This window comes from Amorphus suaedae (assembly GCF_053629675.1).
On sequence record NZ_JBRJIT010000001.1, the window covers coordinates 854,515 to 879,680 of the forward strand.

The window sequence follows — 25,166 nt, forward strand, 5'->3', positions numbered from 1 at the left end:
CGTCCCCCCAGAATGCCGGCAGCCCGCGTCGATGCGAGACTCAAACCAACTCCCCAGTCTTCCTGATTAAGTCGTCGCCACAGGGCAGGCAACCGTTTCGCGCCCCGATTGCAAGCGTCGGGCAAGCCCCCCGCCTCTGGTCGTCGCTCGGAGAGAAGTCGAGGAGGCTTCGCCGCAGCCTGGGACCGGCACGCCGACAGCCGGCAAGCCCCCGCGCGGACCATCTTGCTCAACGCGGGATGCAGGGATCCAGCGGCTCGCGGGCGAGCTCCCACGACCTGACCTGCAGGCCGACCCGGTCGCCGTCGGGGGGATAGAGCCCGCGCGCCTCGTGGAAGGTCTCTCTCGCCGCCCGGCTGTAGCCGGTCACGCAGTAAACCGCGGCATCCGCGTCGCCGGCCACGGGACCGGCCCGCAGGCTGACGCCTTCGTGGGGCGGCAGGACGATCTCCCGGGACGTCCAGATGGGCGCGCCCTGGGCGCCGACGAGCCAGACGCGGACCTCGTCGAAGGCATCGGCCGAGCGGTTCTTGAGATCGATCGCGTATGTCGTCCCTGTCCGCTCGATGCGTTCGGTCTCCAGCCAGTAGGCGGGTCCGACCGCGCCCGCCGCGGGGTCGACGGCGGAGCCGCCCGGCAGAAGGTCGCGCCCATGCGCCCCGCCGCGCGGCGACTTCTCGGAGCTTTCCGCGATGTCGTCGAGATAGTCGGAGACCGCGCCGGGATTGACGATGGCATAGAAGGCGATCGCCATCGCGAAGACCGACGCCAGATTGCCGAACAGCGCCACGAACGGCACGAGCCTGACGATCGTCGCCCTGACAGACCGCTGTTCCCGACCCACCGCCATGCCCTCTCCCGTGCCGTCCCCTGGCGACAGCTTTAGAGGCTTTTCCCGTCGGGTGGTATCACCTGCGCTGCCGGATCTTGCGCGGGCCTAGCGGCAGGAGATGGTGATGGTGGTCTGGATCAGCGTCGGGTCCGCCGAGGCCTCGCTCCGGCCGGAGCCTAGCTTCGCCTCGCACGATGTCGAGCCGTCGGAGCGCACGCTGGCCGCCTCGCCCGCGACCGGCTGGGCGTAGACGCTGAAATCGGGATCCTCGATCTCCAGCGTCAGGGTCTTGCGCGCCGGATCGAGGGGCTGCGGCAGCGCCAGCGCCAGCGCGAAGGTCACGATGCCGTTGCGGGCGGCCGCCTGAAAGGCGCTCGGCGTCAGCGCGCCGATGTCCGTCCCGTCGACGTCGACATAGGTGAAGTAGCGCACTCCCTCGAGGTTCGGCAGCACTTCCTGCTCCACCGCGGCGCTCTCCTCGGCGCTGAACTGTCCGTCGCCGTCGCGGTCGAAATCGGTCAAGAGTTCCTGGCTGAACGTCCCGTCGAACGTCCAGGATTCGCCGATGGTGTCGAGCATCCCGTCGTGCACGTCGAACAGGATGCGGTAGCTCATCTGGATGTCGGGATGGGCGGCGGCCGGACCGACACCGACCATTGCCGCACCGGCGACAAGGGCGGTGGCCACGAGGCGCGCGCGCCGGGTGCGCGGATGGCCGGGGTGAGTGTCCCTCATGATCAGGGCCTCCCTGCGGGTTGCGGGCCGCCTGGCGCGTCGAGACCCCAGTTGAGGATGTCGCGGGTGCGGTCGCCGGTCTCGGGAAACAGCGGCGCGTCGCGCGCCGCCGCTGACGGGGGCTGCGCAGGCGGCGTCTGGACGGGGGCCGCCACCCACGGCGGCTTCTGGGCGAACGACGCGCCGCCGTAGAGAAGCCCGATCGCCAGCAGCCAGCTCCCGAGGATCGGCGCCCCGATGGCGAACCACGTCCGGCGGAACGCCAGCACCGTCAGGCTGACCGAAAGCACCAGCCAGCCGACCACCGCCGTCCCGACCATGGGGAACGACGGATCGTGGAAGCTCGGGTCGGTGACCTTCACCGCGATCGCCGCCGCGACGCCGCCGAGGAGGGCCGCGACCGGCGTCACCACCGGCCGCAGCCGCCCGCCGGCCACCAGCGCCAGGCCGGCCAGCAGGCAGAGGATCGGGCCGGTCATGAAGTCCTGGGCGACCGCCTGGGGAAGGCCGGCGAGCACCGCCAGGATCGGGCCCCTCGCCTCGAAGCCTGCGACGGCGCCGAGCGCGAACGCCGCAAGCCCGAGGCCGAACGTCCGGGGCCCGGCCATGGCGATCGCGATCGCCAGCCCGACCAGCGGCAGCAGCCGCTCCGGCGCGAGCAGGCGCGTCAGCAGCCACCGCGTCATCAGCGTGTCGCCGGGCGGCGCCATCGCCACCCCGACGGCCAGAGCCATTGCCCCGGCAAGGATCAGGACGGGTCCGGCCAGGCGGAGCGCGCGCATCGCCTCAGGCCGCGAGCGCCGCGACCAGGAAGTAGACGCCGCCGAGGGCGATGACCCCGCCGAGCGCCCGCGAGAGCCTGCCGTCGAACGGCTTGTGCAGCGCGAGGCCCACACCGATGCCCACCAGGTGGATGAAGCCGGTGGCGACGACGAAGCCGATCGCGTAGTCGGCGGGATCGGCGGCGTAGGGCAGCTCCGCGCCGTGAGCGTGGCCATGGCAGATGGCAAAGATGGCGATCAAGCCCAGCGCGATCCATTCGGCCGGCCGCCAGTCGACGGCGATCGCCAGCCCCAGCGCCAGGATCGACAGCGCGATACCGATCTCCACCCCGGGGATCTGGATGCCTGCGATGCCGACGATGCCGCCGACCACCATGATCAGCGGAAACGCCACCGGCAGCGTCCAGATCGACCGGCCGCCCATCTGGGCGCCCCACAGGCCGACCGCGAACATCGCCAGGAAATGATCCGGTCCCGACAGCGGGTGCTTGAAGCCGCTGCCGAACCCGCCGGCCGCACCCTGGATGATGTGGGCGTGGGCGGCGCGCGGGACGACGCACATCACGGCGGCAAGGGCGGCGCATCGCAGCATCAGCGACAGGACGGCGCGTGGGGTCATGGGAACGCTCTGGGAAGTTGCACGAAACCGCGCCGACCGGGGGCGGCGACGACCGCCGTGCGCCCTCTCGGCGGTGTAATAACGTTACACCTATTGAGGCCTTCCTGTGGCACCCGCGCGTGTCACCCTGCCCCTCGCCGGCCGGCGTGATCGCCGGCCGACAGGGTCGCGTCAGGCGGCGTCCGCCGTCTTCACCGCGGCCGCCACCATCTCCGCCATGGAGGTCGTCGGCCGCCCGATGAGGCCCCGGAGGTCGCCGCTGTCGTCATAGAGGCCGCCGGCGGCGGCGCCCGCGTCGGAATCGGCGAGCAGGGAGGCGACCGGAGCGGGAAGGCCGGCCCCGAGCAGCGCCTGCTCGTACGCCTCCGGGGTGAGGTTGCGGTAGGGAATCTCCCGCCCCGTCTGCCGGGAGATCTCGGCGGCGAGCTCGGTCAGCGTGTAGGCGGTGTCACCGGCAAGCTCGTAGGTCCGGCCCGCCTGGTCGGCCTCGGCGGCGAGCACGGCGGCCGCGGCATCGGCGTAGTCCGCGCGCGCCGCCGAGGCGATCCGCCCCTCGCCCGCCGCGCCGAACAGGGCACCGTGCTGCAGCGCCGCCGGCACCGACGCCAGGTAATTCTCCGTGTACCACCCGTTGCGCAGCAGCACGAACGGCACGCCCGAGGCGCGCAGCAGCGCTTCCGTCTCGCTGTGCTCCCGTCCCAGTGCAAGCGGCGACGTGTCGGCGCGCAGCAGGCTGGTGTAGGCGATGAGCGACACGCCGGCGGCCCGCGCCGCCTCGATCACGTTGCGATGCTGGGCGACCCGCTTGCCGATCTCGCTCGACGAGACCAGCAGCGCCGTGTGGACGCCCTCGAAGGCGCGCGCCAGCGTGTCGGGCCGCTCGTAGTCGGCAAGGAGCGCCTCCGCGCCGAGGCGCACGAGGTCGTCGACGGCCTCGGGCCGGCGCGCCGCCGCCACCACCGGCCGGCCGGGATCGAGGGCGAGCAGGCGCTGGACCACCAGGCGCCCGAGCGCGCCGCTCGCGCCGGTGACCAGGATCGTGCGGTTGGATGTCGACATCTTGAAACTCCATTCGGAACCGTGCCGGATCAGGACTTGATCCGGGTCAAGGTCTCAAATAGAGACCTCCCTCATCGTCCGGAAGGAGGCATCATTTCGTGCCATGGTTACGTCGAGGGAACCTGCATTGACCGTGTCCACGCGCGCCGCCGCGCGGCCCGCCCGCAACGCCAGCGCCCCCGCTGCGGCAGCCGGGCCATCCGACGCCCGGCCTCAGTCCGACGTTCCGCGCCGCCCGTCCCGCCTCGCCGAGTGGCGAACGTACGGGTTCGACGCCTCCACCTGCCCGGTGCGGGACGTGCTCGACCACATCGGAGACAAGTGGACGTCGCTGATCCTGCTGGTGCTGGCGGAGGAGCCGCTCCGCTTCTCGGCGATCCGCAGGGCCGTCCCCGACATCTCCAAGCGCATGCTGACCCAGACCCTGCGCACCCTGGAGCGCGACGGCCTGGTCACACGCCACGTCTTCCCGACGAAGCCCCCGAGCGTGGAATACCGGCTGTCGCCGCTGGGCCAGTCCGTCTTCACTCCCCTGGTCGCCCTCGTCGACTGGGCGAACCACCACCACGACGACGTGCGGACCGCCCGCCTCCGCTTCGACGCCGCCGCCGACGCCTGATCCACCCGCAACAGACGCCTTAACCGGCGCCGTTCGACCCGGCTTGCCCGCGCGCCGGGGCGGCACTACCGTGAGCGTTGATCCGACGGGATGATGTGGAGCGCGCGGCATGGGCAAATCGAAGGCGGGCGAGACGCGATCCACGCTGCCCGCGACCGTGCGCGGCGGCCCCGTCGGCAAGCACCGGCGCGTCGCCGCGAAATCCGCCGCCGTCGGGGCCGGCGCCATCGGCGCGCTGGCGCTGGGCAGCCTCGCCATCGGGGCCATCGCCGTCGGCGCCTTCGCCATCGGCCGGCTTTCGGTCCGCCGCGCCGAGATCGGCGACGCACGGATCCACACTCTCCGGATCGGCCACCTTCACGTCGACGCGGTCACCCCGTCCGACGCGTGGCGACGGTGAGGCTGATGGCGCGGCGATGAAGGATCCCCGGCTCCCCGACGCGCCTGCCCGCGACCGACGGTCCGCTCCGTCGGCCGGCAGGCTCCCGGCCGGGCGCAGTCGACGTCCCCTCCTCAGGGAAACCGGCCCGCACGCCCTCCAGAACAGGTGACGACCGCATGAAACCCGTACAGATCCGGATGGCGCGCGCCGCGCTCGGCTGGGCCCCAGAGGAACTTGCCGGCCGCATCGGCCTCCAGGCGGGCGAGATCGAGCGGCTCGAACAGGGCGTCGACGCCGATCCGGACACGGCGGACCGGCTCAGGATGGCCTTCGAGGCCGAGGGCGTGGTGTTCCTCGACGCCGACGACAGCGGCGGCCCGGGCGTGCGCGCCGCCGACGCGCCGCTGCCGGCCTGCGAGGGCATCCGGCCGGAGGATCTCAACGCCTCCAACGACGGCTGACGACGCGCCCCGCCCGCCGTCGCCGCACGGCCACGCCCCGCGCTCCGGCCTTGCCCAAATGCGCGCCGTGTCGTCCGATTGATCAGAGCCAGTTGTCGACGGAGATAGTTTAGGCATAAAATAATTTCGCTGCCGGCCCCGCACCTCCGCGACGCCTCGTCGCCGGAACCGCTGGGCCCCAGCCGGAGAGCGTGCGCCGGCCCGGGAGAACGCCGGATGCGCGATCGTCCGTCGCCAACGACACCGCCGCCCCGGCGCGCAAGCCCCCTGCACCATCGGGCCGGCGCCATTCCAGACCGAAACAGCACCCACCCGCGGAGACCCGTTCCATGCCATCCATCCGGACCACAGTTCTTGGCCTCGCAATGGCCGCGACCCTAGCGGGCACGGCGTTTGCCCAGTCCTCCGACGACAAGCTCACCGTCGGGCTGATGCTGACCCTTTCCGGCCCGGCCGCCGTCATCGGCCAGCAGGCGCGCGACGGCTTCCAGCTCGCCGTCGAGGACATGGGCGGCAAGCTCGGCGGCCTCGACACCGACGTCATCGTCGTCGACGACGAGCTGAAGCCCGACTCCGCCGTCAACAAGGCGAAGGAACTCGTCGAGCGCGACGGCGCCGACTTCGTCGTCGGCCCGATCTTCTCCAACATCCTGATGGCGATCACCAAGCCGATCACCGACGAGAAGGTCATCCTCATCAGCCCGAACGCCGGCACCTCCGTGCTCGCCGGTCCGGGCTGCAACGAGTACCTGTTCGTGTCGTCCTACCAGAACGACCAGATGCACGAGGTGCTGGGCAAGTACGCCGAGGACAAGGGCTACAAGAAGGTCTTCCTGATGGCCCCGAACTACCAGGCCGGCAAGGACGGGCTGGCCGGCTTCAAGCACTCCTACACCGGCGAGGTCGTGGACGAGGTCTACACCCCGCTCGGCCAGCTCGATTTCTCCGCCGAGCTCGCCCGCATCGCGGCCGCCAAGCCCGACGCGGTCTACACCTTCATGCCGGGCGGCATGGGCGTGAACCTGGTCAAGCAGTACCGCCAGGCGGGCCTGGAGGACATCCCGTTCCTCTCCGCCTTCACCGTCGACGAGACCACCCTTCCCGCCCAGCAGGATGCCGCGATCGGCTTCTTCGGCGGCGCGAACTGGGCCCCCAACACGGATCTTCCCCAGTCGAAGGCATTCGTGAAGGCCTTCGAGGCGAAGTACGGCTACGTGCCGGGCACCTACGCCATGCAGGCCTATGACGCGGCCCAGATGATCAACTCCGCCGTGAAGGCCGTGAACGGCGACCTTTCCGACAAGGAGGGCCTCGTCGCGGCGCTCGAGAAGGCCGACTTCCAGTCGCTGCGCGGCGACTTCAAGCTCGGACACAACCACTTCCCGATCCAGGACTTCTACCTCGTCAAGGTCGCCAAGCGCGACGACGGCAAGTACCAGACCGAGATCGTCGAGAAGATCTTCGACGACTACGTCGACAACTACGCGTCCCAGTGCAAGATGTAGCCTGCGGACACCGGACCCGGCCGGCCGTCGCGCCGGCCGGGTTCAGCACGGATCCCGACATTTCGCGAGGCAAGCCATGACGACCCTGACGGGGGGCCTGACCAAGGCCGGCGACGGCATCGACAACATCCGCTGGAACATTCTCGGCCAGATCTACGTGCCCAAGCACAACTGCGAGAGCTCCTTTTCCTGGCACGCGACGTTCCCGGTCGGCACCTTCGTGCCGCCGCACATCCACCCGACCCAGGAAGAGTTCATCTACATGCTCTCCGGCCGGCTGGACTACGTGCTGGACGGCAAGGAGGGCGTCGCCGAGCCGGGCGACACGCTGAAGCTGCCGCGCGGCGTCCCGCACGGCCTGTTCAACAAGACCGACGCCGAGTTCAAGTGCCTGTTCTGGGTGTCGCCCACCGCCCGTCTTTACGATCTGTTCTGGGCGCTCCACAATCTCGGGCCCGATGCGGATCCCGCGGAGGTGGTCGCCGTCTCGGCCAAGCACGAGGTGGACTTCCTGCCGCCGCCGGACGCCGAATAGACCGGCGCGTCCCGTCGGGCCTGCGGTCGGGGCCGGGCCCCGGCCGCACCGGTGCCAGGGACACCGCCGCACGGCCCATCCGCCGCGCGGCCTGAAGCGGATCTGGACTGCATTTGGGGAGCCTGCCCCATGGCCCGCACCGTGCCGGGCCACGCCGCAGCGGCTCAGGAGGAGGGGTTCATGAAAGTCATCGTCGTCGGAGCCGGCATCGGCGGGCTGACGCTCGCCCTGATGCTGCATCGCCGGGGCATCCCGGTCGAGGTCTACGAGCAGTCGCCGGAGGTCCGCGAGGTCGGCGTCGGCATCAACACCCTCCCCCACGCGATCCGCGAGCTGGCCGAGATCGGCCTGCTCCCCGCGCTCGACGCGGTCGGCGTCCGCACCCGCGAGCTCGTCTACTACAACCGTCTCGGCCAGGAGGTCTGGCGCGAGCCGCGCGGCACCGATGCCGGCCATCCGGTTCCCCAGTTCTCCATCCACCGCGGCCGCCTGCAGAAGCTGATCTACGACGCGGTCGTCGACCGGATGGGTCCGGGCGCGGTGAAGACCGGCCTGCAGCTCGCCGGCTTCATGCAGTCGGAGGGGGGCGTCACCGCCCACTTCGCCGACGCGGTCACCGGCGGCCCCGGCCTGACGGTCACCGGCGACGTCCTCGTCTGCGCCGACGGCATCCATTCGGTCGGCCGCCGGACCTTCTATCCCAACGAGGGCCCGCCGAGCTGGACCGGCGTCCTGATGTGGCGCGGCGCCGCCATGTGGACGCCCTGGGGCGACGGCCGCACCATGGCGATCGGCGGCGGCATGGGCGCCAAGTTCGTGCTCTATCCGATCGCCCATCCGGAGAAGGACGGCCGCCAGCTGATGAACTGGGTGGTCAACATCAAGATGGCCGACGGCGACCGGTCGCCGCCGCCGAAGGAGAGCTGGTCGCGCCCGGCCCAGCGCGCGCTGGTGCTGCCCTACGCCAAGCGCTTCCGCATCCCGGACTTCGACCACATCGGCCTGGTCGAGGCCACGCCGCAGGCCTACGAATACCCGATGGCGGATCGCGACCCGCTGCCCCAGTGGACCTTCGGGCGCGTGACCCTGCTCGGCGATTCCGCCCATCCCATGTATCCGGTTGGCTCCAACGGCGCCTCCCAGGCGATCCTCGACGCCCGCGCGCTCGCCGATGCGCTGGCCGTGGCCGAGCACCCCTGCCAGGCCCTCTTCGCCTACGAGAAGGACCGCCTGCCGAAGACGGCCGAGGTCGTGCGGCTCAACCGCAAGGGCGGGCCGGAACGGGTCATCGACGAGGCCGAGAAGCGGGCGCCGGGCGGGTTCGATCGGATCGACGACGTGATGACCCGCGCCGAGCGCCAGGCGATCGTCGGCGGCTATGCCGGCAAGGCGGGCTTCGCCACCGACAAGGACAAGGTGGCCGAGCTGCGCGTCGCCAACCGGTAGCGCCCCCACGGCCCCGACCGGTTGCGGCGCCGGGCTGCGCAGCCTATTGCAGCGGTCGGAGCGACACCGCCAACGACGATCGGGGCCGAGATGGGACTTTCGACCGAGCAGCAGATCCTGATCGAACAGCGCGTCGCCAACGACGCCAAGTCGGCCGGTGCCGCCTACCTGCTGTGGTTCTTTCTCGGCGGGATCGGCGGTCACCGCTTCTATCTCGGGCGGCTCGGCACGGCGTTCACGATGCTGCTTCTGACGATCGGCGGCGTCGCCACCGCCGCGTTCGGTATCGGCTTCCTGCTGTGGGCGATCGTCGGCATCTGGTGGGTGGTCGACGCGTTCCTGATCCCCTCGATCATCCAGAAGCAGAAAGACGAGTTGCGCCGGACCCTCGGCATGGACGCCCTGGTCGCCGGCGGCGAGGTTCGTGCCCCGTCCGTCGACATGAGCAAGTGGAGCGCATCCGATCGCGCCCGCTACATGGACAGCACCCGCAGCTCCGTTCCGAGCGTGCCGCCCCGCGGCTGACGCGCCGTCGCAACAGTCCGCCCCTCCCGGAGCCGTTTTCGCCACGGCAACGCCCCACCAACGGTCCGGCTCGCCGGGTGCGCCCGGCCGCGCGCGGTCAATCCCGGTTGCGCCCGCCCCGGCGGTGCGATCTGATCGACGCAACCAGCGGTGCAGGCGAAAGCGATCCATCCAATTTCAGCCTGCGTAGGGAGAGATATCGACCACGGCCCCCGGCGCACGACATCACCGCCGCGGCAGGCCGCCACCAACGATAAGAACGGGAGGGGTACCCCATGGCGATGTCGACGCAGACCCAGCATGGCCGGATGCGACTCTATTCCGCCCTGTCGGCGCTCCGCTGGCCCCGGTCGTACTACATGAAGATCCTGGTTCTGTGCTTCGTCGGCACGCACATTCCGCTGCTGGCCACCGTCGTCCTGAGCCTTCTGATCCTCAACGTGCCCGCCTCCACCGAGGTGCCCATCATCCTGATCATGCTGGGGGGAACGGTCGTCGCGGCGACGGCGACGGTCTTCTGCGTGCGCGCCATGCTGGCGCCGATCGCCGCGGTCACCGCGGAGCTGGAGCGCTACCGGCAGACGGAGGAATTCACCGAGCTTCCCCGCGCCGGCAAGGACGAGGCGGCCTCGCTGATGCACAGCGTGAACACGCTGATCCGCCAGTTCATCGCCACCAAGTCGGAGCTCGAGACGCTGTCCAACATGGATGCGCTGGTCGGCATCGGAAACCGACGCTGGCTGCTCGGCAAGGCCGAAGCGATCCTGACCAAGGAGGCGAATGCGTGGGCGCCCACCACGGTGGCGCTCATCGACCTCGACTGCTTCAAGGCCATCAACGACACCTGCGGCCATGCCGTCGGCGACGCGGTGCTGAAACGGCTCGGCGAGATCCTGACCACCTACTCCCGGCCCACCGATCTGGTCGGCAGGCTCGGCGGCGACGAGTTCTGCATCATCTTCCTGCAATGCACCGTCGAGGAGGCGGCCGCCGCCGTCGAGCGCATGCGCCTCGCGCTGGCCCGCACCGACGTCGCCCGGGCGCATGGCATGACGCTCTCCCTCTCGGCGGGGCTGACGACGCGCGCGGAAGACGGGGAAGACCTAGATGACACGTTCGCCCGCGCCGACCGGGCGCTCTACGACGCCAAGGCGGCCGGCCGCGACCGCATCAAGATCGCGCTTGCCGGCCAGGACACCCGCCACTGACGGCGGGGGAGCCCGCCGCTCCTCAGTCGAGCGGCGCGTCGACGCCGAGGCCGCGCGCTTTCGCCGTCTCGTAGCAAAACTGCGCGCACGCGAGGTCCTGGGCGGCGATGCCGAGGGACCGGTAGAGCGTGATCTGGTCCGCATCGGTGCGGCCGGGATGCGCGCCGGAGAGCACTTCGCCGATTTCCGCCAGAACGTGCTCCTTGCCCACCCGGCCGGCCTCGATGGCGCCCACCAGTTCGCCCGCCTGTGCGAAGATCGACGGCCGGTAGTCGGCGAACAGCGCCGAGCGCACGACGAGGTCCTGGTCGATTTCGGTCTTCGACGGCACCGAGGCGCCGACCACGTTGAGGTGCGTGCCCGGCGCGATCCAGTCGCCGAACAGGATCGGCTCGGCGGCGGCGGTCACCGTGCAGACGATGTCCGCCCCAGCGACGGCGGCCTTCACGTCGGTGCCCCAGTCGAACGCCACGCCGGGATACCGCCCCCTGGCGAGCGCCGCGAACGCCTCGGCCCGCTCCGAGCGGCGACCAACGATCCGCACCCGGCGGATCTGGCGGACCGCCAGCATCGCCTCCAGGTGGAACTCAGCCTGCTCGCCGGTGCCGACGATCGCCAGCGTCGCGGCATCCTCGTTCGCGAGCACCCTTGTGGCGACCGCGCTCGCCGCGGCGGTCCGGACCGCCGTCAGCCGCCCGGCGTTCATCATCGCGACCGCCGCCCCGTGCCGGGTCTCGAACAGCACCATCGCGCCCTGGTGGGACGAATAGCCGAACTCCGGATTCTCCGGGAACAGGCAGACGAGCTTCACGCCGAAGCAGGCGGGGTCGCTCATCGCGCCCGGCATCAGGCCCAGCATGTTGTTGCCGCCGACGGGCATGATCTGGCGGAGCGGCAGCGTCGCCGCGCCCCGCGACACCGCCATCATCGTGTCGGTGATCACCTCGATCGCCCGCTCCATCGGCAGCAGCGCCTTGATGTCCTTTTCGGAGAGAACGATCATTTCACGCGCACCACCGCGTCGCCCCAGCCCTCTCCCGTGACCGGCAGCCCGAGCTCGGTCTCCAGCAGCGAGACGTAGTCGTCAGGCCGCACGACGTAGGGGAAATGCCCGCCCCAGCTGAAGTGGTAGGACGTTCCGGGCTGCAGCACCGACCGCGCCTCCTCCCGCATCTCCTTGGTGATCAGCGGGTCGTCGTCGCCCTCGATGGTGGCGATGCTCCCCTTCGGCAGATCGATGTGCGGCAGCGGCGGCGCCTTCTTCAGGCCGTTCAGCCGGGCGCGCAGCTCTATCTCGGGAATGCGCCCGCCGACTTCCGCCAGGAGCAGCTCCACCAGCTCGGCCTGGTCGGGATGCGCCTCGCGCCACGCGCCGAGGCCCATGGCGAAGCCGGCGCGCAGCTCGTCGATAGGGGCGGTGTCGAGGTCCGCGGTGTAGGGCGGCCGCGAGCGCGCCGACTCGGTGGAGACGAGCGTGTTGGCCGGCAGCAGCCGGACCACCTTGTCGGGATGGGTCGCCGCGAAATACTGGACCAGGAAGCCGCCGAGCGAGGATCCCAGCACCGTTGCGCGCTCGATGCCGCGCTGATCGAACAGCAGCGCTAGGTCGTCGGCCCATTCCGCCACGCCGCCTTGCGCCGGATAGGTGACGGCGATGATCCGCACCCGGTCCTCCAGCGCCCGTATCTGCTGCCAGAAGATGTCGCCGCGCCCGAGCGTACCCGGCACCAGCAGCAGCACCGGCCCCGCCGAGCCGACCTCGATGACGCCCCACTCGCGCCCGTTCAGCGTCACGCGCTCTTCCGGGTGCTCTTGCGCGAACGCGTCGCGGCTTTCGATCAGCGCATTCGTCATGCGAACGGGTTCTCCACCTTCGGCCAGTAGGTCGGCGCGCGCTTCGTGAACGGGATGTTGGCGTAGTCCGGCGTGATGGAGCCGGGCGTCGCGACATAGATGACCTCGCGCGCGATCGGCGCGAAGCCGGCGTAGAAGTGCTGGGACGACTTCACGCAGACGATCTTCTTCGAGGCAAGGTCGATCCCGAGGCCGGTGTAGGCCTCCGGGTGGAAGGTCTGGCAGCGGTTGTCGTTGACGACGATGTCGACGCCGTCCGCCTGCAGCCACACCATCTCGCCGAGCCCGGAGGCGAGTTCACCGAAGCGCTGGGTGAGACCGCTCGCGAGCTTCTTCACGGTCACCTCGAGATCCAGCGGATCGCCGGACATCGGCCCGCACTTGCCGCCGAGGCGCACCTTGAGGCGCGCGCCCTCGCCCGCCTCCCGGCAGATGCGCACGACGATCGGATCCCAGTAGATCCCGGTCACCACGTCGCTCAGCCCGCGCTCCAGGATGGCCTTCAGCAGGAAGGTCGCGTCGGAGGGCGCGCCGCCGCCGGCGTTGTCCGACACGTCGGCCAGCACGATCGGCCCCTCCGGCGCGGCGACCGCGCGGTCGAGCGCCCCGTCGATGTCGGGATAGGGTCGCGCGATCTGGTGGCGAAGCGCGAACAGCTCGCCGCCGATCTCCTCCGCTAGCGCCGCGGCGCGCTCCGAATCGCCGTCGGTGGTGACCAGCATGCGCGCGCCGACGCGCGGATGGTCGCCCCACGGGAAGCCGTGGATCAGCGAGAGCGACAGGATGCCCGGCTCCTTCTCGCGCGCGATCAGCCGGTCCACGAAGCCGCGCATCGGCTCGAACGGCGTGTGCATGGCGTGGATCATGCGGCAGTCGAAGTCCCGCATCACCGGCCGCGTCCGGCCTTCCGCCGCATCGGCGGCGATCCTGAACAGGTCGCGCGCCCGATCGGGGATGTCGACGTGCGGATATTCCTTGTAGGCGACCAGCGCGGTGGCGTTCTGGAGCATCTCCTCGGTCAGGTGGCTGTGCGGATCGAGCAGCCCGCCGATCACCGCATCGGGCCCGACCACCGCCCGGCAGTGGGCGATCAGGTCGCCCTCGGCGTCGTCGTACCCGTCGGCGATCATCCCGCCGTGCAGCGACAGCAGCACCACGTCGACGGGCATCGCCGCCTTCAGGTCCTCGATGATCTCCGCCCGAAACGCCTCGTAGACCGAGCGCACCGTCGGCCCGCCGGGCTGGGCGTTTGCCGACAGGCTTTCCGCCACCTCCCAGCCCTTCGCCTCGGCCGCCTCGCGCCAGATGCGCGCCGGCCCCGACCAGTACTGCAGCGGCAGCCGCGAGGCGGTGCCGTGGGCGATGCCGCCTTCCTCGAAGCTGATGGCCCCGGTCGGCAGCGGCGAGAACGAGTTGGTCTCCGTGTGGAGACTGGCGATGAACAGCTTCATGCGGGTTCGTCTTCCGGATGGTGATGTTCCGGCGGCGGCGCGCCGGTGGAGAGGTGCAGCGCCAGCGTGGCGGTGACGTGGACCATGATGATCACGAACGCCACCGGCACGGCGGCGGTGAACCAGATCATCGGGATCGACAGCATTTCCGCCTCGCGCCCGAGGCTGCGGCCGAGGAAGCCCCGGGCCAGCGTCCAGTTCGGGCCGAACAGCGAGTAGTAGAGGATGGGGATCGCGAAGATGGTCACGCCGGCGGCGCGCACCAGCGCGAGCACCCGGCCGATGCCGCCGGTCCTGCGCGCGACGCCGGGAAACAGCGTCGGGTCGGAGCGTTCGTGGAAGGCGACGGAGGCGCCGAGCATGCCGGCCCACACCATCGCCCGCCGTGCCAGCTCCTCCGTCCAGATGGGCGGGGCGTCGAAGATGTAGCGGGCGATGACCTGATAGAAGGCCGACCCCGCCATCACCACCAGCGCGATGATGGCGGCGGCCAGGGCCACCCTGTTGAGGACGTCCGAGAAACGGACGAGACCCGTCACCGCCCGCACCGGACTACTGGCCCTTCGCCTTGGTCCACATCTCGACCTGCTCGGCGGTGACGAGACCGCCCTCGTAGGTCGTCTGCGAGGCCTTCTCGAACTCGGCGCGCGCCTCGGGCGTCAGCTCGGTGATCTCCACGCCGGCCGCCTTCAGCCGGTCGTAGACGCCGCCCTGGTTGGCGAGCCAGTCGCGGTTGGCCTTGTTGGCCGCCTCCACGGCGGCGTCGACGGTCTTGCGGTCCTCGTCGGAAAGCCCCGAGTACCAGTCCTCCGAGGCGATCGCCACGCGCAGCGACGGCGAGATGTCGGCGTCGGTGAAGTACTTGATGAAGTCCGTGTGGCCGAACAGCAGCGGCACGATCGGCGGGTTCAGGTAGCCGTCGGCGACGCCGGTCTGCAGGGCGTTCGGAACCTCCGCCCAGCTGACGATGGTGCCCGTCGAGCCCCACGCCTTGAACAGCTCGATCTGGCTCTCGTCGAGGGCGCGCATGCGGAGATCCGACATGTCGGCCATGGTCGCGACCGGATGCTTGGTGTTGAAGATCCCGACACCCTGCCCGACCGCGTCGACGCCGAGCACGCGCACGCCGTTGGAGGCGAGCTTCTCGTTGATCTTCGCCAGCATCCCGCCGTCGTAGAGCGCCTTGTCGACCTCCTCGATGCCGTTGAAGAAGTACGGCAGGCGCAGCCCGTAGATGAGGTCGTCCATGGAGGCGGTGATCGCCAGCGGCGACATCGACACCTCCAGCAGCCCCTGGGACACCTGATCGAGGAGTTCGTCGTCGCCGCCCAGCGCACCGCGCTGGAATTCGGCCGCCGCGACGCCGTGGGCGTTGAGGTATTCGGTGAAGGCGTGGGCCCAGACGTAGCTGCCGGAGCCTTCCAGGTCGGGCGGGCTGTCGAGCGCCACCTTGATCTGGGCGAATGCCGGTCCGGAGACCGTCAGGGTCGCGGCGAACGCGGCCGCGAGCGCGATACGGGACAGATGCATGTTCCAGTTCCCCTCTTGTTGAAGTGCGCCTGGCGGCCTGCAGCCCTTTCCGGTCGGATGGAAAGCGCTCCAGCGGGCGGATCTCCCAATCCCTACCCGCCGCCGAGAACTCCGAATGCGCGCGGCACGAACAGGCTGATCTCCGGAAAGGCGACCAGGATCGCGAGCACGACGATTTCGACCAGCACGAACGGGATGACCGCCCGCGCGAGCTGCCAGTAGTCGGTCTTCGTCACCGCGGAGACGACCAGCAGGCAGCCTCCGAACGGCGGCGACACCAGTCCGATGCACAGATTGAAGCACAGGACGATGCCCAGGTGGACCGGATCGGCGCCCTGGGCGAGCGCCACCGGGGCGAGCAGCGGCACCAGCAGCGCCAGCGCCACCGGCACGTCCAGCACCATGCCGGCCAGCAGGAACAGCACGTTCAGCAGGATCATGTACTCGACCGGCCCGAGACCCAGCCCGGTGACCGTCGAGGAGATCGCCTCGGGCAGCCGCTCCAGCGCGCCCAGGTGGCCGAGCGCCGAGATCGCCGTGATGATCATGAAGATCGAGCCGGAGAGCGTCACCGTGCGGCGCAGCCCCTCCATCAGGCCGCTCAAGGTGAGCCCGTCGTAGAAGTTGGCGGCGATCAGCGCCACCACGACGGCCACCGCCGCCGCCTCGGTGGGCGTCATCCAGCCGAGCACGATGCCGCCGACGATGATCACCGGCAGGATCAGCGCCGGCGCCGAGCGCAGCAGCGTCGGCAGCAGCGGGGGCGCCTCGGCGCGCGACAGCCGGGGATGGTCGTCCTTCCACGCATAGATGGCGTTGACGACGAACAGCGCGCAGGCGAGCAGCAGGCCGGGCACGATGCCGGCCAGGAACAGCGCCGTCACCGACGTCTGCATCAGCGCGCCGTAGAAGATCAGGATGATCGACGGCGGCACGATCGGCCCGATGATCGACGAGGCGGCGGTGATCGCGCTGGCATAGGCGGCGGAGTAGCCGCGCTGGCGCATCGCCGGCACCAGCGTGTTGGAGAGCGCCGCCGCGTCGGCCACCGCCGATCCGGAAATGCCGGCGAAGAACACGCTGGTCATGATGTTGACGTGGCCGAGGCCGCCGCGCAGGCGCCCCACCAGCGACATCGACAGGTCGATGAGCGCGCGGGTGACGCCGCCGCGGTTCATCACCTCGCCGGCCAGGATGAACAGCGGCATCGCCATCAGCGCGAAAACGTCGATCTTGGAAAAGATCTGCTGCGGCAGGATCGCCAGGTAGCGGGCGTTGTCGGTGGCGAGGAAGGCGAGGACGGCGGAGCCGCCGATGACGTAGGCGAGCGCGAGCCCGGACGCGAGGAGGATGACCGCCGCGACCGGAACGAGCGCGATCATGCCGCGATGTCCAGCCGGCCGGCGGCGAGATCCGCCTCGACGATCCCTTCGTCGGCGATGTCGGGCGGCAGCGCGCGCCCCAGAACAAGGGCTGCGGCGGTCCGCGCCAGCGCCGGCGCCGACTGGATGCCGTAGCCGCCCTGCCCGGCCAGCCAGAAGAAGCCGGCGACCGCCGGGTCGTAGCAGGCGACCGGCGTCTTGTCGGCGACGAACGAGCGCAGGCCCGCCCACTTGTTCTCGATCGCGCGGATGGACACGTCGAACGCGGTCTCGATCCGGTCGACGCACACGGCGACGTCGTACTCGTCGGGCTGCGCGTCGCACGGCGGCGACGGCGTCTCGTCGGCGGGCGAGATCAGCAGCCGTCCGGCGTCGGGCTTCATGTAGAAGCCCTCGTCGATGTCGACGACCATCGGCCAGGACGACGGGTCGAGCCCCGAGGGCGCGGCGACGATCACCGCGGTGCGCCGCTTCGGGACGAGATGGATGGGTGCGGCCCCCGCCAGGGCGGCGATCTCGTCGGCCCAGGCGCCCGCGGCATTGACCACGATGTCGGCGTTGAGCGTCCGCTGGCCGAGGTCGATCGCCCAGCCGGCGCCGTCGCGGGCGAGCCCGCGCACCGTCGCGTTGGTGAGCATCTCGCCGCCGGCGGCGCGGAAGGCCTTCAGGTAGCCGTGGTGCAGGCCGTGCACGTCGATGTCCCGCGCGCCGGGCTCGACCATGCCGCCGGCCACGTAGTCCTCGCGCAGCAGCGGCGCCATGTCCCGCGCCTCCGACGGCCCGACCAGGCGGACGCCGCTTTTCGCGCCGATGGCGGCGAAATGGGACTCGAGCGTGCCCATCTGGTCGGGTCGCGCCACCATCAGCACGCCGCGCTCGGACAGCATCGGATTGGCGCAGAAGCCAACCGGCGGGTTGTCGAAGAAGGACGCCGAGGCGCGCGACAGCGCCCGGATGGCCGGGGGCCCGTAGGTCTCGCTGAACAGCGCCGCCGAGCGCCCGGTGGTGTGGTAGCCCGGCTGGGATTCCCGTTCGATCAGCAGCACGTGCCGGCCGGCGGCGGCAAGCTCCGCCGCGACCGAGGCGCCGGCGATACCGGCGCCGATGACGGCGATGTCGAAACGCGGATGGGAGGAGGCCTGGTCGATCATGGGGGCGAGCCTAGCAAAGGTTTTCCGATTGGAAAACGGGTATTTTCCGATCGGAAAATCTTTGGTGGACGCTGGCGCTCCCGGACCGTAGATTCCCGGCATGAGCGCGACGATCGACAGCAAGGCGCAGGCCGACGACCGGCGGATCCGGATGGGAGAGCGCCTGCGCGCCATCCGCCACGAACAGGGCCTGACGCTGGCCGAGGTGGCGGCGAAGGCCGGCCTCGCGGTGTCCACGGTCTCCAAGGTCGAGCGCGGCCGCATGGCGCTCACCTACGACCGCTTCACCCAGCTCGCCGACGGCCTCGGCGTCGACCTCGCCGAGCTCTTCAGCGAGCACGGCACGCGCTTCCAGCCCGGCCAGGTCGCCGTGTCGCGACGCGGCGAGTTCGCCGTCCACGTCACCGAAAACTACGTCTACGAGATGCTGTTTGCGGACGTGTGGAACAAGGCGATGGTGCCGATGCTCGGCACGCTGCAGCCCTACGAGAAGATGAACTTCGAGCGCTTCGTCAGCCACGCCGGCGAGGAGTTCCTGCTGGTCCTCGACGGCAGCCTGACCGTCTATTTCGAGGACCGCCCGCCGGAGGTTCTGGCGGCCGGCGACAGCATCTACTTCGACAGCCGTCGCGGCCATCTCTACGCCTCGGCCGGCAGCGAGCCCGCCCGCATCCTGGTCGTCTGCACCAAGCTCGGCGCCTGGCCCGAGTAGCGCTACCGCCTCAGCCGAAGAGGTCAGCCGCGGCCGACGTCCACGTAGGTGAAGCCGTGGCGTTCCACCTCGGCGCGCCGGTAGACGTTGCGCAGGTCGACGAACACCGGCACCCGGACGAGCTCCTTCAGCCGCGGCAGGTCGAGGGCGCGGTAGGCATCCCACTCGGTGACCAGCACGATCGCGTCGGCCCCCTCCACGCACTGGTAGGCGGTGTCGGCATACTGGAGGTCCGGCAGCACGGCCTTCGCCTGCTCCATGCCTTCCGGATCGTGTCCGCGCACGGTGGCGCCGGCCTCGCGCAGCGCGTCGGCGATGGCGATCGCCGGGCTCTCGCGCATGTCGTCGGTGTTCGGCTTGAAGGTGAGGCCCAGCAGCGCAACCGTCTTGCCGGCGACGGAGCCGCCGCAGGCCTTGACGATCTTGCGCGCCATCTGCGTCTTGCGCTCCTCGTTCACCTGCACGACGCTTTCCACGATGCGGCAGGGCACGTCGTATTCGCGCGCCGTCTCCACCAGCGCCCGGGTGTCCTTCGGGAAGCACGACCCGCCGAAGCCGGGCCCGGCGTGCAGGAACTTGGTGCCGATGCGGTTGTCGAGGCCGATGCCGCGCGCCACCTCTTGGACGTTCGCGCCGGTCCGCTCGCACAGGTCCGCCATCTCGTTGATGAAGGTGATCTTGGTCGCCAGGAACGCGTTCGAAGCGTACTTGATCAGCTCGGCGGTGCGCCGGCCCGTATAGATCACCGGTGCCTGGTTGACGAACAGCGGCCGGTAGACCTCCGCCATCACCTCCCGCGCCCGATCGTCCTCGACGCCGATGACGATGCGGTCGGGACGCTTGAAGTCTTCGATCGCCGCACCCTCGCGCAGGAACTCGGGGTTGGAGACCACCGACACGTCGATGTCCGGCCGCGCCTCGCGCATGATCCGCTCCACCGCGTCTCCGGTGCCGACGGGGACCGTCGATTTGGTGACCACCACGGTGTAGCCGTCGACGTGGCGGGCGACCTCTTCGGCGGCCGCGTAGACGTAGGTCAGGTCGGCGCGCCCGTCACCGCGCCGCGACGGCGTGCCCACCGCGATGAAGACCACGTCGGCAGCGGCGACGCTCTCGGCCACCTCGGTGGTGAAGAACAACCGCTCCTCGGACTGGTTGCGCGCGACGTGCTCTTCCAGCGCCGGCTCGAAGATCGGGATCTCGCCGCGCTTGAGCCGGGCGACCTTCTCGGGATCGGTGTCGACGCAGGTGACGATGTGGCCGAAGTCGGCGAAGCAGGCGCCGGAGACGAGGCCGACATAGCCGGCGCCAATCATGGTGATGCGCATGGGAGACCCGTTCCGCGGCTGAGCCGATGTCGCAGGAGCATCGCAGGGGATGCGACGTTGGTTGGCCGCTTTCTTGCCCCTCCGACCGCATCCATGCAAGCCGCGAAGTCGCCCGCCTCATCGCGAAGGCGCGCGCCGGCGGGCGAAAGCGCACGAGCGGCGCCGCGCCCTGCCGGGAAGCCTCCGGATCAGAGCGCCGGCGCGTCGACCTCGTCGTGCTCGAGGATCCACGGCTCGTCGACGCCCTGGTCGGCCCAGCGCTGGAACGACGGCAGCGCCAGCACCGCGTCCATGTAGGCGCGCGTCTCCGGCGTCACCTCCCAGCCGTAGCGGTCGAGGCGGGCCACCACCGGTGCGTACATGGCGTCGGCGGCGGAGAACGCCCCGAACAGGAACGGCCCGCCTGCCCCGAATCGGGCGCGGCAGTCGGCCCAGAGCTCCTGGATGCGGGCGACGTCCTTCTGCCCCTCCGCCCCGCCCCAGTCGCGGAAGGCGAAGCGCTTGCGCAGGTTCATCGGGCACGCCGAGCGCAGCGCCGAGAAGCCGGCGTGCATCTCGCACGACACCGCCCGGGCGACCGCGCGCGCGTCCGGGTCGGCGGGCCAGACGGCGCGGTCGGGGAAGCGCTCGGCGAGCGTCTCCATGATCGCCAGCGATTCCCAGACGGACAGGTCGTCGATCAGCAGGCACGGCACGCGCCCCGACGGCGAGTGGCGGGTGATCCGCGCCTTGGTGTCGGGCTGGTCGAGGGGAATCAGGATCTCGTCGAAGTCGATCCCCAGCTCGCTCATCAGAAGCCATGGCCGGAGCGACCAGCTCGAGTAGGCCTTGTTGCCGATCACCAGTACGACGCTCATCCGCATCTCTCCCCACCGTCATCTCAGGCCGACAGTGTCCCGCGCAAAGGCCGCGCCGTCCAATGCAGCTTTATGATGCGTCGGACGCGTCTGCCTGATGAGTCGCGCCGTCCGGACGGTTCTAGGGCGCGGGTCCCGGCACCAGCGCCGGCGTCTTGCCGGTCAGCCGGTAGGCGATCAGCGACAGCCATTCGCGCACCGCGAGGTTGGTCTTGAACAGCCCGAACGCCATCGACTGGGTCCAGGCGTAGGGGTCGTCGCCGCCGGGCGTCCGGTAGTCGACCGGCCACGGCACCATCCCGGTCCAGCCGGCCTTCTCCATGACGCCCATGGTGCGCGGCATGTGCCAGGCGGAGGTGACGACGATCCAGCTCTGGCCCGGCTGCGGGTCGAGGAGCGTCTTGAGGAACACGGCGTTCTGCCAGGTCGAGCCGGCCCGGTCCTCGATGCGGATCCGGTCGCGCGCCACGCCGAAGCTTTCGAACAGCCGGGCCGCGAACTCGGCGTTGCCGGTCCTGCCATCCCTGCCCGGCGGCCCGTTGGAGATCGCCACCAGCGCGTCCGGATAGCGCCGCGCCAGCTCGGCGACCGCGATCAGCCGGTCGGCGCCCTCGTTCACCTCCGGGATCTGCCGGGTGCGGGCGATGCCTGAGTCGATCGCACCGCCGAACACCAGGATTCCGGTCGGACCGTCGGCCGGCGGCGTGCCCTTGGCATAGCGCTGCTCGAGCGGATGCAGCAGCAGCGTCGACATCGGCGCGAAGCCGGCGATCACGAAGCCGACCGTGCCAAGCGCCACCAGCGCCAGCCCCATCCGCCGCCAGTTCGCCACCAGGCAGCCGAGCCCGAGGAACAGGATCAGCACCAGGAGGTTCGACGGCCGCAGCACGAAGAAGACGATTTCGGAGAGAAGGTCCGGCATGGACGCCTAGGCCCCGATCGTCGCGGGCCGCGCCGGCCCTGAACGGAAAAACGCCTTGCGCGCCAACGCCCTGGGGCCGAATGCGGAGAGAAGCCTGGCCGCCGCGGAGCCGCCTCGCGCGCTCAGGTGTCCCACTCCGGCTCGCCCGCCATCCGCACGATGCGGCCGTCCGGGCGCTTCAGCGCGAAGATCTTCGCCATCTCGTCGTCGGTCAGGCTGAACCCGTCGGCGCCGAGATTCTCCTCCAGCCGCTCCGGGCTGGCGGTCTTCGGGATCGCGATGACGCCGTCCTGCTGGATCAGCCAGCGCAGCAGCACCTGGGCGGGCGTGCGGCCGTGCGCCTCGGCGATCTCGATAAGCACCTTCTCCTTGAGGATCGTGCCGCGCCCGAGCGGGCTGTAGGCCGTCACCGACATGTCGTGGCGGCGGCAGGCCTCCAGCACCGGCGTCTGGTCCAGGTGGGCGTGATACTCGACCTGGTTGGTGGCGAGCGGCGCCTCGCTGGCGGCGACCGCCTCCTCGATCAGCCTGACGGTGAAGTTGGCGACCCCGATCGACCGGGCGAGACCGCGCGTACGCACCTCGTTGAGCGCGCCGATGGCCTCCTGCATGGGCACCTCGTCGCTCGGCCAGTGGATCAGATAGAGGTCGACGTACTCGAGCCCCAGCCGCTTCAGGCTTTCCTCGGCGGCATGCTGGAGCGCGCCGTCGCGCAGGTGCGACGGCCACACCTTGGTGGTCACGAACAGCTCGTCGCGCGGGACGCGCGCGGCCTTGAGCCCGCGGCCGACCGCCTCCTCGTTGTCGTACATCTCGGCGGTGTCGATGTGGCGGAAGCCGGCACCGATGGCGGCCGCCACCATGCGCTCGCACTCGGCGTCCCTGAGGCGCCACGTGCCGAACCCGAGGGCCGGGATGTCTGCTCCTGCGGCGTGGACGGTGTGCATGAAGAACCTCGTTCGACCGTGTGGGAGATGCCGGGGCGCTCGCCCGGCCGCGGGACCGGGACGCCCCGCCGGCGCGCGGTGACGCGCGGCGGGATCGGCCCGGCAAGCGTCTCAGGACACCCCCTCAACGCGTTGCAACCCAACAGGTTTCGTGGCCGGCGCCGCGGAAGGCGCCCACCGGAGTCAGCGCTCGGGGTTGAGCGTCGTGCCGTCGACGAAGCCGACCTTGCCGTTCCAGCCGATCTCGCAGGCGCGCTCGTCGAGGAGCGCGCGCCAGACGGCGGGCGACCCGAACTGCCACTTGCCGAACGGCATTTCCGGGCGGCACCAGCGCAGGACGATGCCGTCCGCCCCCTTGGGGATGGTGGCGACGGTCGCGGCGTTCGCCTCGATCGCGGAGCGGAGCTTTGCCTCCGTCCGCGCTGAGTAGGTCATGTCGTAGGGGCTCGGCGCCTGGGCCTGCGCCTCGCCGACAATGATCGGCAGGGCGCCGATCACGCAGGCCGCGACCATCGAGGCGAGACGCATCGCGCCCTCACCCGATCTCGGAGGCCGTCTGCACGACCTTGCCGACGAGGCCGTAGGCGATCGCCTCGTCCGGACCCATCCAGTAGTCGCGGTCGGTGTCCTTGGCGATCCGCTCGATCGGCTGGCCGGTCGCCTCGGAGAACATCTTGTTGAGACGATCGCGCATCTTGATCATCTCGCGCGCCTGGATCTCGATGTCCGTCGCCGCGCCGCCGGCACCGCCGGACGGTTGATGCAGCAGGAAGCGAGTGTTCGGCGTGCAGTAGCGGCGCTCCTTCGGCACCGACACGTAGATCAGCGCGCCGGCGGAGGCGACCCAGCCCATGCCGAGGATGTTCACCTTCGGCGCGATGAAGCGGATCGTGTCGTGGATCATGTCGCCCGATTCGACGTGGCCGCCCGGCGAGGAGACGATCAGGTTGATCGGCTCGTTCGACACGTGGGCGAGCGCCAGCAGGCGCTGGGTCACGTCGCGGGCCATGTCCATCGACACCTGGCCGATCACCATCACGGTGCGGGCGTCGAACAGGTGCTTGTCGACCGGGATCGACTGCTGCGCCTTGATCTTCTCCTCGTCCTCGTCGTCGTCGAGGCGGGGCTCTGTCACGTAGGCCTGAGGCATGTTGGTCCAATCCGGTGTGGGAAAGTCGGTGAGGCGCACCTGGGCAGGCGCGAAACCGTTGTCGTGTCGTGCTGTCGTTTTGTAGTGCCCCCGATGTCGTCACGCAAACCCCTCGCGTCAATGCGGAGTGTGCCTTGGAGCTGAACGACCCGGATTTTACCGCCGATGACGGCCGCCGGACGGTCGCCGCGCGCGTCGGGCCGGCCGGAAACGTCGAGGCGATCGCGCCCGGCGCCCCCGTGCCGTGGTGGAGCTTCACCAAGACGCTGCTCGCCGCCGCCGCGATGCGCCTCGCCGAGCGCGGCGCGCTGTCGCTCGACGCGCCGCTTCCGGCCAGGCCGTTCACCGCGCGGCAGCTGCTGCAGAACACCGCCGGCGTGCGCGACTACGGCGGGCTCGACGCCTACCACCGGGCCGTCGCCCGCGACGACGACCCGTGGCCGGTGGAGACCCTTCTGGAGCGCGCCGACGCCGACGCCCTCCTCCATCCGCCCGGCGAGGGGTGGGCCTACTCCAACATCGGCTACCTGATGCTGCGCCAGCTTGTGGAGGAAGCCGCCGGCGCGCCCTTCGACCGGGCGCTGCGCGATCTGATCCTCGATCCGCTCGGGCTGCCCACCGCGCGGGTCGCCACCTCGCGCGCCGACATGGCCGCGACCGGGTTTCCCGGCGGCCGCTCCTATCATCCGGGCTGGGTTTACCACGGGCTGGTGATCGGGCCCGTCGAGGAGGCCGCCCTCGCCCTCCACCGCCTGTTCGCGACCGATCTCCTGTCGAAGGTCTCGCGCACCGCCATGCTGGCGGCGCGGCCGCTCGGCGGCGCGCTCGCCGGGCGCCCCTGGCTCACCACCGGCTACGGGCTCGGCCTGATGATCGGAACCATGGCGGGCCATGACCGCACGGACCCGCTGCCGGTGTTCGGGCATTCGGCCGGCGGTCCGGGCAGCGTCGGCGCGGTCTATGGCTGGCACGCGCCGGACGGCCTGCGCACCGCGGCCGTCTTTTCCGACGACGCCGACGAGGGACGGCCGGAGCATCTGGCCGTCCGGCTCCTGCTCGCCGACGCCTGAACCTGAGCCGGCTAACGATCGTCGCGTGAAAAAGGCGCGCGCCGCATCCGGCACGCGCCTCGAATCTCCCGATCGGTCCCCGAAACCCGTTCCAGGGACCGGCG

28 protein-coding genes are annotated in these 25,166 nt (G+C 70.5%); 10 read left to right on the forward strand and 18 right to left on the reverse strand.

What is annotated here, in order from left to right; all coding sequences use genetic code 11:
- Positions 1-229: 229 nt before the first annotated feature.
- The 5 genes from AB7M35_RS03770 to AB7M35_RS03790 form a co-directional block, all read right to left on the reverse strand.
- Entirely contained in the window at positions 230-850 is a 621-nt protein-coding gene (locus AB7M35_RS03770) for a hypothetical protein (RefSeq protein ID WP_453957394.1), read from the reverse strand.
- Positions 851-937: 87 nt separating this feature from the next.
- A complete protein-coding gene (locus AB7M35_RS03775) occupies positions 938-1,567 on the reverse strand; it encodes a DUF1007 family protein (protein WP_453957395.1) in 630 nt (209 codons plus the stop codon).
- A gap of 2 nt (positions 1,568-1,569) precedes the next feature.
- Complete coding sequence (locus tag AB7M35_RS03780) at positions 1,570-2,349, reverse strand: hypothetical protein (protein WP_453957397.1); 780 nt, start codon at positions 2,347-2,349, stop codon at positions 1,570-1,572.
- Between the two features lie 4 nt (positions 2,350-2,353).
- Positions 2,354-2,968: a HupE/UreJ family protein gene (locus tag AB7M35_RS03785; protein ID WP_453957398.1), complete on the reverse strand. Its 615-nt coding sequence runs from the start codon at positions 2,966-2,968 to the stop codon at positions 2,354-2,356.
- A gap of 171 nt (positions 2,969-3,139) precedes the next feature.
- Positions 3,140-4,027 carry an SDR family oxidoreductase gene (locus tag AB7M35_RS03790; RefSeq protein WP_453957399.1) on the reverse strand — a complete coding sequence of 296 codons (888 nt, stop codon included), beginning with the start codon at positions 4,025-4,027 and terminating at the stop codon, positions 3,140-3,142.
- Positions 4,028-4,160: 133 nt separating this feature from the next.
- Between AB7M35_RS03790 and AB7M35_RS03795 the strand changes: the two genes are divergently transcribed.
- The 8 genes from AB7M35_RS03795 to AB7M35_RS03830 all read left to right on the forward strand — a co-directional run bounded on the left by AB7M35_RS03795 (position 4,161) and on the right by AB7M35_RS03830 (position 10,708).
- On the forward strand, positions 4,161-4,646 hold the full coding sequence (locus AB7M35_RS03795) for a winged helix-turn-helix transcriptional regulator (protein WP_453960600.1): 486 nt from the start codon (positions 4,161-4,163) through the stop codon (positions 4,644-4,646).
- Between the two features lie 109 nt (positions 4,647-4,755).
- Positions 4,756-5,046, forward strand: coding sequence for a hypothetical protein (locus AB7M35_RS03800; RefSeq protein ID WP_453957401.1), 291 nt, complete (start codon positions 4,756-4,758; stop codon positions 5,044-5,046).
- Positions 5,047-5,204: 158 nt separating this feature from the next.
- The gene (locus AB7M35_RS03805) at positions 5,205-5,489 is read left to right on the forward strand and encodes a helix-turn-helix domain-containing protein (RefSeq protein ID WP_453957402.1); all 285 of its coding nucleotides are present in this window, start codon (positions 5,205-5,207) and stop codon (positions 5,487-5,489) included.
- A gap of 329 nt (positions 5,490-5,818) precedes the next feature.
- Complete coding sequence (locus tag AB7M35_RS03810; protein ID WP_453957404.1) at positions 5,819-6,994, forward strand: ABC transporter substrate-binding protein; 1,176 nt, start codon at positions 5,819-5,821, stop codon at positions 6,992-6,994.
- Positions 6,995-7,070: 76 nt separating this feature from the next.
- A complete protein-coding gene (locus tag AB7M35_RS03815) occupies positions 7,071-7,529 on the forward strand; it encodes a cupin domain-containing protein (protein WP_453957406.1) in 459 nt (152 codons plus the stop codon).
- A gap of 180 nt (positions 7,530-7,709) precedes the next feature.
- A complete protein-coding gene (locus AB7M35_RS03820) occupies positions 7,710-8,975 on the forward strand; it encodes a flavin-dependent oxidoreductase (protein WP_453960601.1) in 1,266 nt (421 codons plus the stop codon).
- Positions 8,976-9,065: 90 nt separating this feature from the next.
- Positions 9,066-9,500, forward strand: coding sequence for a TM2 domain-containing protein (locus tag AB7M35_RS03825; protein ID WP_453957407.1), 435 nt, complete (start codon positions 9,066-9,068; stop codon positions 9,498-9,500).
- Positions 9,501-9,775: 275 nt separating this feature from the next.
- A complete protein-coding gene (locus tag AB7M35_RS03830; RefSeq protein WP_453957409.1) occupies positions 9,776-10,708 on the forward strand; it encodes a diguanylate cyclase in 933 nt (310 codons plus the stop codon).
- A 22-nt stretch (positions 10,709-10,730) separates the two neighbouring features.
- On the opposite strand, the gene AB7M35_RS03835 is transcribed toward AB7M35_RS03830, so the two are convergent.
- The 7 genes from AB7M35_RS03835 to AB7M35_RS03865 all read right to left on the reverse strand — a co-directional run bounded on the left by AB7M35_RS03835 (position 10,731) and on the right by AB7M35_RS03865 (position 18,076).
- Entirely contained in the window at positions 10,731-11,711 is a 981-nt protein-coding gene (locus tag AB7M35_RS03835) for an ornithine cyclodeaminase family protein (RefSeq protein WP_453957411.1), read from the reverse strand.
- Positions 11,708-12,562, reverse strand: coding sequence for an alpha/beta fold hydrolase (locus AB7M35_RS03840; protein ID WP_453957413.1), 855 nt, complete (start codon positions 12,560-12,562; stop codon positions 11,708-11,710). The genes AB7M35_RS03835 and AB7M35_RS03840 overlap by 4 nt, the downstream gene beginning before the upstream one ends.
- On the reverse strand, positions 12,559-14,013 hold the full coding sequence (locus tag AB7M35_RS03845; RefSeq protein WP_453957415.1) for a M81 family metallopeptidase: 1,455 nt from the start codon (positions 14,011-14,013) through the stop codon (positions 12,559-12,561). The genes AB7M35_RS03840 and AB7M35_RS03845 overlap by 4 nt, the downstream gene beginning before the upstream one ends.
- On the reverse strand, positions 14,010-14,552 hold the full coding sequence (locus AB7M35_RS03850) for a TRAP transporter small permease (RefSeq protein WP_453957417.1): 543 nt from the start codon (positions 14,550-14,552) through the stop codon (positions 14,010-14,012). Before AB7M35_RS03850 ends, AB7M35_RS03845 begins: the two co-directional genes overlap by 4 nt.
- Positions 14,553-14,565: 13 nt before the next feature.
- Positions 14,566-15,543 carry a TRAP transporter substrate-binding protein gene (locus AB7M35_RS03855; RefSeq protein ID WP_453957419.1) on the reverse strand — a complete coding sequence of 326 codons (978 nt, stop codon included), beginning with the start codon at positions 15,541-15,543 and terminating at the stop codon, positions 14,566-14,568.
- A 92-nt stretch (positions 15,544-15,635) separates the two neighbouring features.
- The gene (locus tag AB7M35_RS03860) at positions 15,636-16,925 is read right to left on the reverse strand and encodes a TRAP transporter large permease (protein ID WP_453957421.1); all 1,290 of its coding nucleotides are present in this window, start codon (positions 16,923-16,925) and stop codon (positions 15,636-15,638) included.
- Positions 16,922-18,076 (reverse strand): NAD(P)/FAD-dependent oxidoreductase, encoded by a 1,155-nt coding sequence (locus AB7M35_RS03865; protein WP_453957423.1) that lies wholly within the window; start codon positions 18,074-18,076, stop codon positions 16,922-16,924. The genes AB7M35_RS03860 and AB7M35_RS03865 overlap by 4 nt, the downstream gene beginning before the upstream one ends.
- A gap of 100 nt (positions 18,077-18,176) precedes the next feature.
- Here AB7M35_RS03865 and AB7M35_RS03870 point away from each other — a divergent pair, with 100 nt between their 5' ends.
- Positions 18,177-18,788 carry a helix-turn-helix domain-containing protein gene (locus AB7M35_RS03870; RefSeq protein WP_453957424.1) on the forward strand — a complete coding sequence of 204 codons (612 nt, stop codon included), beginning with the start codon at positions 18,177-18,179 and terminating at the stop codon, positions 18,786-18,788.
- Between the two features lie 23 nt (positions 18,789-18,811).
- Here the strand turns inward: AB7M35_RS03870 and AB7M35_RS03875 are convergent, their stop codons facing one another.
- The 6 genes from AB7M35_RS03875 to AB7M35_RS03900 form a co-directional block, all read right to left on the reverse strand.
- Entirely contained in the window at positions 18,812-20,116 is a 1,305-nt protein-coding gene (locus AB7M35_RS03875; RefSeq protein WP_453957426.1) for a UDP-glucose dehydrogenase family protein, read from the reverse strand.
- Positions 20,117-20,304: 188 nt separating this feature from the next.
- Positions 20,305-20,973 (reverse strand): glutathione S-transferase family protein, encoded by a 669-nt coding sequence (locus AB7M35_RS03880; RefSeq protein WP_453957428.1) that lies wholly within the window; start codon positions 20,971-20,973, stop codon positions 20,305-20,307.
- Positions 20,974-21,094: 121 nt separating this feature from the next.
- On the reverse strand, positions 21,095-21,895 hold the full coding sequence (locus tag AB7M35_RS03885) for a YdcF family protein (RefSeq protein WP_453957430.1): 801 nt from the start codon (positions 21,893-21,895) through the stop codon (positions 21,095-21,097).
- 122 nt (positions 21,896-22,017) lie between these two features.
- The gene (locus tag AB7M35_RS03890; protein WP_453957432.1) at positions 22,018-22,842 is read right to left on the reverse strand and encodes an aldo/keto reductase; all 825 of its coding nucleotides are present in this window, start codon (positions 22,840-22,842) and stop codon (positions 22,018-22,020) included.
- Positions 22,843-23,025: 183 nt separating this feature from the next.
- Entirely contained in the window at positions 23,026-23,370 is a 345-nt protein-coding gene (locus AB7M35_RS03895; protein WP_453957433.1) for a hypothetical protein, read from the reverse strand.
- Between the two features lie 7 nt (positions 23,371-23,377).
- Positions 23,378-23,992: an ATP-dependent Clp protease proteolytic subunit gene (locus AB7M35_RS03900; protein WP_453957434.1), complete on the reverse strand. Its 615-nt coding sequence runs from the start codon at positions 23,990-23,992 to the stop codon at positions 23,378-23,380.
- 134 nt (positions 23,993-24,126) lie between these two features.
- On the opposite strand from AB7M35_RS03900, the gene AB7M35_RS03905 reads away from it, so the two are divergent.
- Positions 24,127-25,062, forward strand: coding sequence for a serine hydrolase domain-containing protein (locus AB7M35_RS03905; protein ID WP_453957435.1), 936 nt, complete (start codon positions 24,127-24,129; stop codon positions 25,060-25,062).
- Positions 25,063-25,166 lie beyond the last annotated feature (104 nt).